The sequence below is a fragment of the Massilia sp. CFBP9026 genome (assembly GCF_034045165.1).
In the GTDB taxonomy this organism is placed as follows: domain Bacteria; phylum Pseudomonadota; class Gammaproteobacteria; order Burkholderiales; family Burkholderiaceae_D; genus Telluria; species Telluria arenae.
In genome coordinates this window covers 304117-317504 of sequence record NZ_JAXCWH010000006.1, presented here as the reverse complement: position 1 = coordinate 317504, position 13388 = coordinate 304117, and the positions used below count along the sequence as shown (strand labels likewise).

General features: G+C 64.4%; 14 protein-coding genes and 1 tRNA gene. 3 read left to right on the top strand and 12 right to left on the bottom strand.

Translation table 11 applies throughout. The features are described 5' to 3' along the window. Positions 1-6: 6 nt before the first annotated feature. The 10 genes from SOM28_RS16950 to SOM28_RS16905 all read right to left on the bottom strand — a co-directional run bounded on the left by SOM28_RS16950 (position 7) and on the right by SOM28_RS16905 (position 7327). Positions 7-1260, bottom strand: a complete 1254-nt coding sequence (locus SOM28_RS16950) for an NADH-quinone oxidoreductase subunit D (RefSeq protein WP_123067871.1) — start codon at positions 1258-1260, stop codon at positions 7-9. After that, positions 1260-1853, bottom strand: coding sequence for an NADH-quinone oxidoreductase subunit C (locus SOM28_RS16945; RefSeq protein WP_320468800.1), 594 nt, complete (start codon positions 1851-1853; stop codon positions 1260-1262). The genes SOM28_RS16950 and SOM28_RS16945 overlap by 1 nt, the downstream gene beginning before the upstream one ends. Positions 1854-1871: 18 nt before the next feature. Beyond that, positions 1872-2348, bottom strand: coding sequence for a NuoB/complex I 20 kDa subunit family protein (locus tag SOM28_RS16940; RefSeq protein WP_005666428.1), 477 nt, complete (start codon positions 2346-2348; stop codon positions 1872-1874). 3 nt (positions 2349-2351) lie between these two features. Beyond that, positions 2352-2711 (bottom strand): NADH-quinone oxidoreductase subunit A, encoded by a 360-nt coding sequence (locus SOM28_RS16935; protein ID WP_109347068.1) that lies wholly within the window; start codon positions 2709-2711, stop codon positions 2352-2354. Between the two features lie 171 nt (positions 2712-2882). Further along, positions 2883-2967, bottom strand: a tRNA-Leu gene (locus tag SOM28_RS16930). Between the two features lie 297 nt (positions 2968-3264). Continuing rightward, positions 3265-3714: a preprotein translocase subunit SecG gene (gene secG, locus SOM28_RS16925; RefSeq protein ID WP_123067869.1), complete on the bottom strand. Its 450-nt coding sequence runs from the start codon at positions 3712-3714 to the stop codon at positions 3265-3267. A gap of 101 nt (positions 3715-3815) precedes the next feature. Then, positions 3816-4562, bottom strand: a complete 747-nt coding sequence (tpiA, locus tag SOM28_RS16920) for a triose-phosphate isomerase (RefSeq protein ID WP_320468799.1) — start codon at positions 4560-4562, stop codon at positions 3816-3818. 161 nt (positions 4563-4723) lie between these two features. After that, entirely contained in the window at positions 4724-5710 is a 987-nt protein-coding gene (locus SOM28_RS16915) for an NAD(P)H-quinone oxidoreductase (RefSeq protein WP_320468798.1), read from the bottom strand. Positions 5711-5785: 75 nt separating this feature from the next. Continuing rightward, on the bottom strand, positions 5786-6736 hold the full coding sequence (locus tag SOM28_RS16910) for an MYG1 family protein (RefSeq protein WP_320468797.1): 951 nt from the start codon (positions 6734-6736) through the stop codon (positions 5786-5788). 72 nt (positions 6737-6808) lie between these two features. Continuing rightward, positions 6809-7327 (bottom strand): Rv1443c family protein, encoded by a 519-nt coding sequence (locus SOM28_RS16905; protein ID WP_320468796.1) that lies wholly within the window; start codon positions 7325-7327, stop codon positions 6809-6811. A gap of 241 nt (positions 7328-7568) precedes the next feature. On the opposite strand from SOM28_RS16905, the gene SOM28_RS16900 reads away from it, so the two are divergent. Then, positions 7569-8750, top strand: a complete 1182-nt coding sequence (locus SOM28_RS16900) for a GDSL-type esterase/lipase family protein (protein ID WP_320468795.1) — start codon at positions 7569-7571, stop codon at positions 8748-8750. Between the two features lie 4 nt (positions 8751-8754). On the opposite strand, the gene SOM28_RS16895 is transcribed toward SOM28_RS16900, so the two are convergent. Both SOM28_RS16895 and SOM28_RS16890 read right to left on the bottom strand, forming a co-directional pair. Beyond that, the gene (locus SOM28_RS16895) at positions 8755-9378 is read right to left on the bottom strand and encodes a tetratricopeptide repeat protein (protein WP_320468794.1); all 624 of its coding nucleotides are present in this window, start codon (positions 9376-9378) and stop codon (positions 8755-8757) included. 24 nt (positions 9379-9402) lie between these two features. Further along, positions 9403-10191: a GIN domain-containing protein gene (locus tag SOM28_RS16890; protein ID WP_123067862.1), complete on the bottom strand. Its 789-nt coding sequence runs from the start codon at positions 10189-10191 to the stop codon at positions 9403-9405. Between the two features lie 291 nt (positions 10192-10482). On the opposite strand from SOM28_RS16890, the gene SOM28_RS16885 reads away from it, so the two are divergent. Then, positions 10483-11868, top strand: a complete 1386-nt coding sequence (locus tag SOM28_RS16885; protein ID WP_320468793.1) for a M16 family metallopeptidase — start codon at positions 10483-10485, stop codon at positions 11866-11868. 10 nt (positions 11869-11878) lie between these two features. Then, positions 11879-13288: a M16 family metallopeptidase gene (locus SOM28_RS16880; RefSeq protein WP_123067860.1), complete on the top strand. Its 1410-nt coding sequence runs from the start codon at positions 11879-11881 to the stop codon at positions 13286-13288. Positions 13289-13388: the final 100 nt, after the last annotated feature.

Below are 13388 nucleotides of genomic sequence, written 5' to 3'. Positions count from 1 at the left end.
TTCCTCTTACCGGTCGATACTACCGAACACGATGTCCTGGGTACCGATGATGGCCACCGCGTCAGCGATCATGTGGCCGCGTGCCATCTCGTCGAGGCTCTGCAGGTGGACATAGTCCGGAGTGCGGATTTTCAGGCGGTATGGCTTGTTGGCGCCGTCGGAGACGATATAGATGCCGAACTCGCCCTTCGGGTGCTCGACCGCGGCATACGCCTCGCCCTCTGGGACGTGGAAGCCTTCGGTGAACAGCTTGAAGTGGTGGATCAGCGATTCCATATTGGACTTCATGTCCATCCGGTTCGGCGGCGCAATCTTGTTATTGTCGATCATCACCGGGCCCGGGTTGGCGCGCAGCCAGGTCAGGCACTGCTTGATGATGCGGTTCGACTGGCGCAGTTCTTCCACGCGCACCAGGTAGCGGTCGTAGGAGTCGCCGTTGGTGCCGACCGGGATGTCGAACTCGACCTTGTCGTAGGCGGCGTAAGGCTGGTGCTTGCGCAGATCCCAGGCGATGCCCGAACCGCGCAGCATGGCGCCGGTGAAGCCCATGGCTTTCGCGTCTTCCGGCGACACAACGCCGATGCCGACGGTGCGCTGTTTCCAGATACGGTTGTCGGTCAGCAGGGTCTCGTACTCGTCGACATAACCATCGAAACGCTTGGTGAACGCGTCCAGGAAGTCGATGACCGAACCCTGGCGGTGTTCGTTCAGCTCGGCGATCGCCTTGGCGCTGCGGATCGGCGATTGCTTGTGCTGCGGCATGGTGTCCGGCAGGTCGCGATACACGCCGCCCGGGCGGTAGTAGGCCGCGTGCATGCGCGCGCCCGACACCGCTTCATAGACGTCGAACAGGTCTTCGCGGTCGCGGAAGCAGTACAGGAACGGGCCCATGGCGCCGATGTCCAGCGCGTGCGCGCCGAGCCACATCAGGTGGTTCAGGATGCGGGTGACTTCGTCGAACATCGTGCGGATGTACTGGGCGCGGATCGGCGCTTCGATGCCGAGCAGCTTTTCGATCGCCAGCACATAGCCGTGCTCGTTGCACATCATCGACACGTAGTCGAGGCGGTCCATGTACGGCACCGACTGCAGGTAGGTGCGGGTCTCGGCCAGCTTCTCGGTGCCGCGGTGCAGCAGGCCGATGTGCGGGTCGGCGCGCTGGATCACTTCGCCGTCCAGTTCCAGCACCAGGCGCAGCACGCCGTGCGCTGCCGGGTGCTGCGGACCAAAGTTCAGGGTGTAGTTCTTAAGCTCAGCCATTATTTCGTCCCGTAGGTCTCTTCGCGAATCACGCGCGGGATGTTCTCGCGCGGCTCGATCGTGACGGGTTGGTAGATCACGCGTTTCTGTTCCGGGTCGTAGCGCATTTCGACATAGCCCGAGATCGGGAAGTCCTTGCGGAACGGGTGGCCGATGAAGCCGTAGTCGGTCAGGATGCGGCGCAGGTCGCCGTGGCCGTCGAACAGGATGCCGAACATGTCGAACGCTTCGCGCTCGAACCAGTTGGCGGCGCGCCAGATGCCGGTGATCGATTCGACCAGCGGCATGTCGTCGTCCGGGCAGAACACGCGCACGCGGACGCGCCAGTTCTTCGCCAGGGAAAGCAGGTGCACCACGACCGCGAAGCGCGGGCCTTCATAGGTGCCTTCGCCATAGGTCGAATAGTCGACGCCGCACAGGTCGATCATCTGTTCGAATGCCAGGGTGCTGTCGTCGCGGAGCAGCTGCATCGTCTTGATGTAGTCCGCGGCCTTGACCACCACCGTCACTTCGCCCAGCGCCGCGGAAATAGCGGCGCCCTCGCCCAATGCATTTTTCAGGGCGAGTTCAAGGGTCTCGAGTTTTGTCGTCATGGAGTACGCCGTCCGTTTTTAGCGCGCGATGGTATTGGTGCGCTTGATCTTGTTCTGGAGCTGCATGATGCCGTACAGCAGAGCTTCGGCAGTCGGCGGGCAGCCTGGCACGTACACATCGACCGGGACGATGCGATCGCAGCCGCGCACCACCGAATACGAGTAGTGGTAGTAGCCGCCGCCGTTGGCACAGGAACCCATCGAGATCACCCAGCGCGGTTCCGCCATCTGGTCATAGACCTTGCGCAGCGCCGGCGCCATCTTGTTGCACAGGGTGCCGGCGACGATCATCACGTCGGACTGACGCGGCGATGGACGGAACACGATACCGAAGCGGTCCATGTCATAGCGGGCCGCGCCCACGTGCATCATCTCGACCGCGCAGCAGGCCAGACCGAACGTCATCGGGAACATCGATCCCGTACGCGCCCAGTTGATCAGCTTGTCGGCTGTGGTGGTGATGAAACCTTCGTTTAATACGCCTTCAATTGCCATGGCTTATTCCCAATCAAGGGCACCTTTCTTCCAGATGTACCAGAAACCGACCACGAACTCGGCGATGAACACCATCATCGTGATGAAACCGGTCCAACCCAGCTCGCGCATCGAGACGCCCCATGGGAAGAAGAATGCCGTTTCCAGATCAAACAAAATGAACAAGATCGCGATCAGGTAGTACCTGACGTCGAACTTCATGCGTGCGTCTTCGAACGCTTCGAAGCCGCATTCATACGGGGACAGCTTGGCATCGTCGGGCTTGTGCGGACCGAGCAGGCGACCGAGCACCTGCGGGGCAACACCGACACCGATGCCAACCAGGATAAAGAGAAGAACGGGGAGATAATTTTCGAGGTTCACAGCTGAAGCTTCCTGAACGATCGGTTAATGAAATGCTGCGGGGATGCAGCACCGAATCGTGCGAACCTGGCTTAAAGCCTGCCACCAGGACCGGACGACGATCCTCGTAAAAAAGCCAGCTCAGGCATGAGGAAAAACTCGTGCGCCCTTGCTGGCTTTCTTTCTAAATTTTGGTGCCGACGGCGAGACTCGAACTCGCACAGCTTGCGCCACTACCCCCTCAAGATAGCGTGTCTACCAATTTCACCACGTCGGCTGGAGACCAGTATTTTACCCTGCCTTAGCATTACTTATCAATGCTCAAATTGCGCAATCACAAGGATATTTGCGAATTTTTTGAATCACATCGCCGAATAATCGATGGCTCATCAATTATTTACGCCAACAGACCGCACTGCTAAACACGGTACGTGTCAATATTCCAGGGTCACGTACCACGTGGCTTGATACTTTAGCCACGCGCCGCAGCATTCTACGCCTAAAAACACAAACGCGCCGTAGAACGGCGCGTTTATGAACAACAAGTGTGGCGCGATTGCCGCGCCCTACCCCATTACTTGGCTGGAGCGGCCGGCGCTGGCGTGGCTGGCGCTGGTGCTGCCGGGGTTGCCGGAATGGCTGCGGCCGGTGCGGCGCTGTTGGCCGGCAGGGTCGGCACGTCGGCCGGTGCGGTCTGGGCTGGAGCGCCGCCAGGGATGCCAGTAGCTGGCGCCTGGCTCGACGGCACGGTCACACGGCCCATGACGCCGCCGCCGCTCTCGCCGCTGCCGCTGTTGCCGATATAGGCCAGGGCCAGGGTCGAACCGAAGAAGATGGCGGCCGCGACCGCGGTCGACTTCGACAGGAAGTTCGACGAACCCGAGGCGCCGAACAGGCTGCCCGAGGCGCCCGAACCGAAGGCCGCGCCCATATCGGCGCCCTTACCGTGCTGCATCAAGACCAGGCCGATAATGGCCAGGGCCGAAACAACTTGCACGACGATAATCAAATTGAACCAGATCATTGCAATTCCATTCCAAGTTTAAAACAACGTTTTTAAATTTCTTATATTTTCAAAAGATTCGAAAATTCGTGATACCTATAGCCAAATCTTATGCTGCGCGCTTACGCGGCCCGAATAATCCCAAGGAAATCACTCGACTTTAAGGCCGCCCCACCAATCAGGCCGCCATCGATATCCGGCTGCGCCATCAGATCGCCTGCATTCTCCGGCTTCATGCTGCCGCCGTAAAGGATTTGTACGTTCTCCGCCGCCTCGGCGTTGCAGTTGCGCAGTTTTTGGCGCAAGAAGGCGTGCACTTCCTGGGCCATCGCCGGCGTCGCCGTCTTGCCGGTGCCGATCGCCCACACCGGCTCGTAGGCCAGCACCAGCTTCGGCACGGCATCGGCGCCGACCGCTTCCAGCACCGCATCCAGCTGGGCGCCGACCACGTCCTGCGTAGCGCCCGCTTCGCGCTGGTCCAGCGTTTCACCGACGCACACGATCGGGGTCAGGCCGGCATCCAGCGCCGCCTTGGCCTTGCTCGCTACCAGCGCATTCGACTCGCCATGGTAGGCGCGGCGCTCGGAATGACCGACGATCACGTAACGACAGCCGAAATCCTGCAGCATCGAGGAACAGACTTCGCCGGTGAAGGCGCCGCACGGCTCGGTCGCGACGTCTTGCGCGCCCCAGGCCATCGAACTGCCTGCGAGAAGTTGTTCACACTGAAAGAGGTAGGGAGCGGGGACGCAGACGGCGCTCGCGGCGCCTGTATCGTCCAATCCAGCGAGAATACCTTGCAGCAGCTGTGCATTGGCTGCACGGCTGCCGTTCATCTTCCAGTTACCTACGACGAGTTTGGGACGCATACTACCCCATGTCAAATAACCCGCTATTCTAGCGGTCGATCATATGGCGGTCAAACACAGGCTGAGCTGCTCAGCTCGTTGATTTTTTGCCTGGAAACCGCCGCCACTGCGTCCCCGCGAGACCGTCCTGGCCCCGCCGGCACGCCCCTTTTCCCTACCCTTCAGCCAGGCTGCACCTGCAGCACGATCTTGCCGACGTGGGTGCTCGATTCCATCAGCGCATGCGCCTCTGCCGCCTGCTCCAGGGCGAAAACCTGGTGGATCACCGGCTTGATCTTGCCCTGAGCAAACAGCGGCCAGGCATGTTCGCGCAGCTGTTGCGCGATCGCCGCCTTGAATTCCACCGGACGCGGCCGCAGGGTAGAGCCGGTGATGTGCAGGCGGCGCCGCAGCACCTGCCCCATGTCGACGTTGGCGCGCGCGCCGCCCAGCAGCGCGATCACGACCAGGCGGCCGTCGTCGGCCAGGCAATCGATCTCGCGCGCCACGTAGTCGCCCGCAACCATGTCCAGGATAACGTCGACACCTTTGCCGTTCGTGAGTTCCTTGACCACGGCGACGAAATCCTCGTCGCGGTAATTGATGCCGCGGTCGGCGCCGAGCGCCTCGACGGCGCGGCATTTGTCGGCGCTGCCGGCGGTGGCGAACACGCGGTGACCCAGGGCCTTGGCCAGCTGGATCGCGGTCACGCCGATGCCCGAGCTGCCGCCCTGCACCAGCAGGCTCTCGCCCTCGGACAGGCGGGCGCGGTCGAATACATTGCTCCACACGGTGAAATACGTTTCCGGCAAGGTCGCCGCTTCCAGCGCGCTCAGGCCTTGCGGCACCGGCAGGCATTGTTCGAGCGGCGCCGCGCAGTATTCGGCATAGCCGCCGCCCTGCACCAGCGCACACACCAGGTCGCCCTTTTTGAGGTCACTGCCTTCCAGGTCGCCGTCGACGATCTCGCCCGCCACTTCCAGGCCCGGCAGGTCGGAGGCGCCGGGCGGCACCGGGTATTTACCCATCCGCTGCAGCACGTCGGGCCGGTTGATGCCGGCCGCGTGAACCTTGATGAGCACTTCGCCGGCCTTCAGGACCGGCGTCGGGCGCTCGCACAGCTGCAGGACTTCCGGCTTGCCGGGCTGAGTGATTTCGATGGCGCGCATGGTTGATTGCTCCCGTGTTAGCAAAACCGTAATTGTACGGGAGTCGGGCCCGGCTTGCGCGCCGCCGTGAATGCCTTATGCGCCCGCCTCCACCGCCGCCAGCGCCTGGCGCGCCATGGTCAGGGCGCCGGCATAGCTGCGGGCGGCAGCGATGAAGCGGCCGGTATGGCAGAACACGGCGTCCTCGACGCCGGTGACGGCCGCCAGCTCGGCTTCGCGCAGGCCGGCCCAGGCTTCCGGCAGGTCGGCGCGCGCATCGAAGCTCTCGGTGTCGACCGACACCGTGTGCAGCATGTAGCGCTGCTCGGTCAGGCTGTGGCTGATGACGAACAGGATCTTCGGCATCTCCTTGCGCACCACACTGCTCCAGGGCAGCGCGGCATTCTTGAGGAACAGCAGCTTGCCGTCTTCGAGCACCTCGGCCTGGCGCACCTGGGTCACCGCCAGCATCGCGCCGACGCGGTAGCGCACGGCATTGCCCATGATGTCGGTCAGGAACTCGACGGCGCGCATGAACTGCCCCATGCGGTAGACCTCGACCGCCTCGCCATATCCCAGGCGCTGCTCGTCGAGCCAGCCGGGATTAAAGCCCGACACCACCGCCGACAAGCCATAGCTGCCCGGCGCATTCTTGGCCACGCCGACGTCCGACAGGTCGAGGTATTGCACGATGTCGGCATCGATTGCGTAGGCGATCTGCTGGGCCGTGTCGTCGCTCAGCCGCTCGCCGGTATGGCGCTCGGCCAGGGCGGCGACGCAGCGCGCGCCGTAATCGCGCCAGACCAGGCCGGCGCTGGCATAGGGCACGCCGGACACGCGGGTGGCGTCGAATTCCTTCTGGTGGTGGTCGAAACGGCCGGTGGCCGGGTCCCAGACCCCGCCGACGTCGACCGCGAAGTCGGCGGCATCGATCCTGGCCTGTTCGCGGGTGCGGACGACGTCCGCCTCGGGGAACAGCACCTTCAGGACGGCGACCGCCCACGCATCATCTGCGTGGAATTTGCCGCCGTGAGTGGCAATCAACATACATGCTCCAAATGGTCGCCGCGCCATAGCCACTGTATTGACAGGCGCGCGCGCGTGAGTCGAAGCCGAAGCCTACCACGCGGACCTGTCCCGGCGCGCCCTTCCATCTCTGTTTTGGGCAATTTCCTGGCTTTGCGCACCCAGCGCACGCGCCAGCATCTTGTGACGGTGCGCGAACAGCAGCTTGACCATGGCACGCACGACCGGGGTGGCGAAACGGGGCGAGAACTTCAGATGGTCGGTAATCAGGGCGCCGCGGCCGTCGGCAGCCGGCGTGATCACGCGCTCGTGCCGCCAGGCGTGCATCGAGAGCAGTTGCGACTGCTCGACGAAGCGATGGCCCGGCACGATCTCGGTGAACGTCAACTTCGACATATCGACCGGAAACACACCGAACAGCAGGAACTGGCAGCGGCCCAGCGACTTGCCGAGCATGGTATTGGCGCCGATATCCGTCATCCCTTTCGGAAAGACGAGCTTCAGCAAAGGCCGCATTTCGGCGCGCACGCTCTGGAGCGAGGTCGACCAGGCCCAGGCCTCCTGCGTCGAGACCGGCACCTGGGTCGTCATCGTCAATTCAACATCCGCCATCGTCATCTCCTCATCGATGTATCCAGGCACCATGCTGGACCCCATCGGCGCTCCGCTCAGTTCGCCAGATCGCTTACGGCTAACTTTAGATGGCTGGAATTTTCTTGTTGGAATCACAATCAAAATGGGCTTCGATATCGCGCAACGATGCGGCGGCTTGCCATCTTTTCCACATCCTGTATCGCCGCTAGATTGTCATTACGAGCTCATGCTTATCGCATGGGCGCCCGAGGAGCTGCACATGAACCGTTTTCTGTCCGCCCTGGCCGTCACCATCACGCTGGCCTGTCAGCCGGCAATGGCCCAATCATGGGACACCAGCCATTGGACCGCGAGCTGGGGCGCGGCGCCGGCCGGACCGCCGCCGGACGCCAGCCTGCATGCCTTCAATAACCAGACCCTGCGCCTGATCGTCCAGTCCAGCGTGGGCGGCAACCGGGTGCGCATCCGCCTGTCGAACGAGCTGGGGTCGACACCGCTGCGGATCGGCGCGGCGCGCATCGGCCTGCGCGCCCAGGGTTCGGACCTGGCGCCCGGCACCGACCGCGCCCTGACCTTTGGCGGGCGCGCCGGCGTGACGATCCCGGCCGGCGCGCCGGCGCTGTCCGATCCCGTCGAACTGAACCTGGCGCCGCTCGCGCAGGTGGCCGTCAGCCTGTACCTGCCGGGCGCCGTGCAGGCGGCCACCGTGCACGTCCAGGCGCGCCAGACCGGCTATGTGTCCTCGAGCGGCGACCATACCGCCAGCGCCAGCCTGCCGGTCCAACGCACGATCGCGGCCTGGCCTTTCCTGACGGCGCTGGAAGTCGATGGCATGCAAGGCACCGTCGTCGTACTGGGCGACGCCGACCGGCGCTGGACCGACGTGCTGGCGCGGCGCCTGCAGACCGAACGCAATGCCGGTACGCGCCCTGGCGTGATCGACCGCGGCGTCAAAGGCAACCGCCTGCTGGGCGACGACCCGGCCAACCCGCTGGCCGGACGCAGCGCCCTGGCCCGCTTCGAACGCGACGTGCTGGCCACCAGCGGCGTGCGCCAGCTGGTGCTGATGATCGGCATCGAGGATATCGGCCACAGTTCGGCGGCCAATCCGCTCACGCTGGAGGAGTTGGTGGCCGGCTATCGCCAGCTGATCGCGCGCGCCCATGCCGCGCGCATCGCCGTGGTCGGCGGCACGCTGGCGCCGTTCGAAGGCGCGGCCCGCTACTCGATTGAAAAGGATGCGCTACGCCAGGCGGTGAACGCCTGGATCCGCAGCAGCGGCGAGTTCGACGCGGTATTCGACGCCGACCGCGTGCTGCGCGACCCGGCGCGCCCCAGCCGGCTGTTGCCGGCCTATGACAGCGGCGACCACCTGCATCCGAACGACCGTGGTTACCAGGCGCTGGGCGAGGCGATGCCGCTGACGCTGCCGCGCCGCTGAACGCCTACGGATTGGCGCCCGTCTTCGACGCGGTCGGCAAGGCCGTCCCCGCCTTCCAGGTGCGCGACAAGGCCTGCGCTTCCTCGACCTGTTCCGGCGTCATCTTCTTGCCGATCGCGGCGCGCTGTTCGACCGCGTTGCGGTGGCCGCCGGCCGCGGCCAGGTTGTACAGCATATAGGCCAGCACCGGATCCTGCGGCACGCCGGCCACGCTGTAGCGGTACATCAGCCCGAGCGCGTGCTGGGCGTCGGGATTGCCCTGCTCGGCCGCCTTGCGGAACCAGCTCACCGCATGCTTCTGGTCTTGCGGCACGGCGTTGCCGGTGTAATACATGGCGCCCACCACGTACTGGGCGTCGGCCTTGCCCTGCCCGGCCGCCTTCAGGTGCCAGGCGAAGGCCTGCTTGTAGTCGCGCGTGACGCCGCGGCCCATGTAGTACATCAGGCCCAGCAGGTGCTGGGCGTCGGGATCGCCGGCCTTGGCCAGCGGAGTGATTTCTTTCAGTGCCAGCGCATAGTTGCGGGCGTTATAGGCGCTCGCGCCCTCCGCAAAGCCGGCCCGGGCGCTCGCCTGCAGGCCGAATTGCAGGCCGATGGCAAGCAGCGTCACAAGGAGTATTTTTTTCATGTCTCGTGCACAGAATCTGGATCGTTATTTCCAGTTGACCTTGCCCAGGCCATCGAGGGCGACCTTGCGGTTGGCCGGCTTGCCGAACACCGTCACCGATCCCATGCCCGACAGCGCGAGGTTGGCGCTGCGCTGCGCAGTGACGGTGGCGTTGCCCAGGCCCGATAAATCCAGCGTGACCGAATCGACCATGCAGGCCTGGGCGTCCAGCCCTCCCAGTCCGCCCAGCTCGGCCCTGAGGTTCTTGCTGCGCCCGCTCAGGGTCACGTAGCCGGCGCCGCCCAGGCTCAGGTCGACGTGCTCGCTGTTCACGCCCTGGATCTTGAGGTTGCCGACGCCGCCCAGGCTGGCCTTGATGGTGCGGTATTCTGACGATGATACATACATCGAGCCGGCGCCATCGAGGTTGATGCTCAGCGTTTCGCCGGCAAAGCCGCTCACGGTGGTGGAACCGAGGCTTTCCGACGACACCGCCTGCAGGTTCGGCAGCACCAGTTCGGCCTGCAGGCCGGACGAGCGGCCGAAGCTGAAGCCGGAATTGCGGCCCTCGGTCTCGATGTTCAGGGTATCCCCTTTCTGCGACGTCGTGGTCCGCGACAGCAGGCGCGCATCGCCGGTGAGCACCAGGGCCGGGGTCGCGCCCTGCCGGATCTTCAGGTCGCCCAGCCCCTCAAGCTTGACGCGCACTACCCGCGCGTCGATCGGGCGGGTCTCGGTGCTCATCTCCGGGGCGGCCTCGGCAACGCCGATCGCCGCCCAGAACAAGGCGCACGGCACGGCAATGGCGGCGCCCAGCTTGATCAGGTGGTTCATCCATTCTCTCCAGTAAATTCTTGCGCCGGCTTGGCGCCGGGACTTGTCATGTTGCAACTATAGCCTGAAAGCCAAGCGGGTCGATGGCCCATGCGACGAACTGCACGAATCGCCACCCGAAATGCACACGCCGCGGATGGATGCCGTCTGCATGACATCGGCATGGACAGGCATAAGCCGTGCGATGGCACAATAAAAAGACCACTTATCAACATGCCATTGCGCTAAGATGAGCCGCCGGTGGCGCCATGGCGCCATCGCCCTACCATTCATCATGAGGTTTCCATGCGCATGCGCCAATTACCTGTCCTGATGGCCGGGCTCACCCTGTCGATGTCGGCCTTCGCCGCCCCAAGCGACCAGTGGACCCTGCCGGTCAATACCAAGAAACTCGACAACGGACTGACCGTCATCGTGTCGGAAGACCGCAGCTCGCCGACCGTCGGCGTCTCGGTGGTCTACCACGTCGGCATGCGCCTCGAGCCGCGTAACCGCACCGGCTTCGCCCACCTGTTCGAGCACCTGATGTTCCAGGGCACGCCGAACGCACCGAAGGGCGTGTTCGACACCACCATCACTGCCGGCGGCGGCTGGAACAACGGCTCGACCCGTCCCGACTTCACCAACTACATCGAGACCGCCCCGGCCTCGAGCCTGGAACCGATCCTGTGGCTGGAAGCCGACCGCATGAAGACGCTCGACTTCAACCCCACGACGCTGAAGAACCAGCAAGACGTGGTCAAGGAAGAGATCCGCGTCAACGTCAAGAACCAGCCCTACGGCGGCTTCATGTGGATCGACATCAGCCAGCACGCCTTCCAGAAATGGGAAAACAACCACGACGGCTACGGCAGCTTCGAAGACCTGGAAAACGCCAGCCTGGACGACGTGCGCGCCTTCCACCGCGACTACTACGGCCCCAATAATGCGGTGCTGGCGATCGCCGGCGACATCACGCCGCAGCAGGGCTTCGCCCTGGCCCAGAAATACTTCGGCGGCATCGCGGCGCGCCCGGTGCCGAAGGGCACCGATTTCTCGGAGCCGCTGGGCACCGCCGAAAAACGGCTGGAGCAAAGCGACGCCCTGGCCCAGGTGCCTGCCGTCGCGGCGGCCTGGAAGGTGCCGGAGCGCGGCAGCCGCGACCAGGCGCCGATCGCGGTGCTGGCCGAGCTGCTGGGCGGCGGCGACGCCTCGCTGTTCTACCAGGGCCTGGTGAAGGGCCGCGAGATCGCCCTCAACGTCGACACCATGTTCGGCCTGACCAGTCCGTGGGAATACAACGGCCCGACCCTGATGACCGTGTTCGCGCTGTACAAGCCGGACAGCAGCGCCGACGCCGTGCTCAAGGCGATGGACGAAGAGATCGCCAAGATCGCGAAAGATGGCGTCGATGACGCGACCCTGAAGCGCGTCAAGACGCGCATGCTGGCCGACTGGAACAACAAGCTGGAAAGCTTCGTCAACCGCGCCGACACGATGGCCAAGCTGCAGGTCTTGTGGGGCGACGCCAATGTGGTCAACAAGATCCCGGGCTGGATCGAGGGCGTGACCTCGAGCGATATCCAGCGCGCGGTCAAGACCTACCTGGTGCCGGCCAACCGCACCGTCATCGACCGCAAGCCGGCCGCCATGATCGAGGCGGCCAAGACTGCCTCGGCCGCCACCAACACCAAATAAGGAGCGCATCATGAACAAACTGATGCTCGCAGTCGCCGTTTCTCTCGCATTTGCGCCGGCGGCATATTCCGCCGACGTCAAGCCGCCGTCAGGCATGCCTGCCTACGGCCAGGAAAAATCGATCCCGGCGCCCAGGATCGCCAAAGAGACCCTGTCCAACGGCCTGACCGTATGGGTCGTTCCACGCGAGGGCCTGCCGCGCGTGGACTATGTGCTGGCGTTGCGCGGCGCCGGCTTCGCGGCCGACGCGCCGAACCAGAGCGGCTTTGCCGCCATGCTGGCCGGCATGCTCAACGAAGGCACGGCCAAGCGCGATTCGCGCGCGATCGCCGAAGCGGCCCAGGGCATGGGCGGCGAAGTGGCGGCCAGCCCGGCCGCCGACGGCATCATCGTCTCGGGCAACGCCCTCGCCTCGCAGGCGAGCGGCATGCTGAACCTGATGGCCGAGATCGTGCGCCAGCCGTCCTTCCCCGAGAACGAAGTGACGCTGGCCAAGGCCAATGCGCTGCAGTCGCTGCGCGTGTCCGAGACCCAACCGGCTTTTCGCGCCGAGCGCGCAATCAAGAAGGCGGTCTATGCCGACCACCCTTATGGCCGCACCGACCCGACGGTCGAGTCGATCAACGCCGTCAGCGCCGGCATGCTGCGCGCCGAGCACGCGAAGCGCTTCCGTCCCGACCGCGCGCTGCTGGTGGTGACCGGCCGCATCACCGAAGCCGAGGCCATGAAGCTTGCCAAGGCGGCGTTCGGCGACTGGAAGGCCAGCGGCGCGGCCCTGCCCGACACCACGGCGGCGGCGACGAATGTGAAGCCGGCCCGCATCCTGCTCAAGCGCGACGGCAGCGTGCAGTCGACCCTGCGCCTGGGCAGTCCCGGCATCGCGGCCAGCGCGGCGGACCAGATCCCGCTGCGCCTGACCAGCACCATCCTGGGCGGCGGCTTCTCGAGCCGCATCAACACCAATCTGCGCGAAGAAAAGGGATATACCTACGGCGCCTCGGCCGGCGCGCGCATGAGCCGCGCGGGCGGCATGATGGTGGGCGGCGCCGACGTGCGCAACGAAGTCACCGGCGCTTCGCTGGAGGAGTACTTCAAGGAGTACAAGCGCCTCGGTTCGGAGCTGGTGCCGGCCAAGGAGATGGACATGAACAAGCGCTATGTCGCGGGTGGCTACCTGCTCAGCAACCAGCTGCAGCGTTCGGTCGCCAATACCCTCGCCGCCAACTGGCTGGTCGGCCTGCCGCCGGAATTTTTGGGCGAGTACGTGCCGAAGATCCAGAAGGTCACGCCGGAGCAGGTGCGCGCCGTGGCGAAGAAGTATTTCGCGCCCGACAACCAGTCGATCGTGGTGGTCGGCGATCCGTCCAAGCTCGAGGAGCAGCTCAAACCGTATGGCGACTTCAAGGTGACGGACAAGTGATCCAGCGTAGATGCTGACCCGAAAGCCCCGCGTCGTTGGCGGGGCTTTTTTTATGAGTTGTCAAAAACGGCCAGCCGGTCCATCCTTATGCTGGATCCTT

Bases quoted from the DNA above. Each gene is read 5' to 3' on its own strand.
- SOM28_RS16950 (WP_123067871.1), bottom strand. From the start codon at position 1,260: ATGGCTGAGCTTAAGAACTACACCCTGAACTTTGGTCCGCAGCACCCG.
- SOM28_RS16945 (WP_320468800.1), bottom strand. From the start codon at position 1,853: ATGACGACAAAACTCGAGACCCTTGAACTCGCCCTGAAAAATGCATTG.
- SOM28_RS16940 (WP_005666428.1), bottom strand. From the start codon at position 2,348: ATGGCAATTGAAGGCGTATTAAACGAAGGTTTCATCACCACCACAGCC.
- secG (WP_123067869.1), bottom strand. From the start codon at position 3,714: ATGATCTGGTTCAATTTGATTATCGTCGTGCAAGTTGTTTCGGCCCTG.
- tpiA (WP_320468799.1), bottom strand. From the start codon at position 4,562: ATGCGTCCCAAACTCGTCGTAGGTAACTGGAAGATGAACGGCAGCCGT.
- SOM28_RS16915 (WP_320468798.1), bottom strand. From the start codon at position 5,710: ATGCGCGCCATCGAAATCACTCAGCCCGGCAAGCCGGAAGTCCTGCAG.
- SOM28_RS16910 (WP_320468797.1), bottom strand. From the start codon at position 6,736: ATGTTGATTGCCACTCACGGCGGCAAATTCCACGCAGATGATGCGTGG.
- SOM28_RS16905 (WP_320468796.1), bottom strand. From the start codon at position 7,327: ATGGCGGATGTTGAATTGACGATGACGACCCAGGTGCCGGTCTCGACG.
- SOM28_RS16900 (WP_320468795.1), top strand. From the start codon at position 7,569: ATGAACCGTTTTCTGTCCGCCCTGGCCGTCACCATCACGCTGGCCTGT.
- SOM28_RS16895 (WP_320468794.1), bottom strand. From the start codon at position 9,378: ATGAAAAAAATACTCCTTGTGACGCTGCTTGCCATCGGCCTGCAATTC.
- SOM28_RS16890 (WP_123067862.1), bottom strand. From the start codon at position 10,191: ATGAACCACCTGATCAAGCTGGGCGCCGCCATTGCCGTGCCGTGCGCC.
- SOM28_RS16885 (WP_320468793.1), top strand. From the start codon at position 10,483: ATGCGCCAATTACCTGTCCTGATGGCCGGGCTCACCCTGTCGATGTCG.
- SOM28_RS16880 (WP_123067860.1), top strand. From the start codon at position 11,879: ATGAACAAACTGATGCTCGCAGTCGCCGTTTCTCTCGCATTTGCGCCG.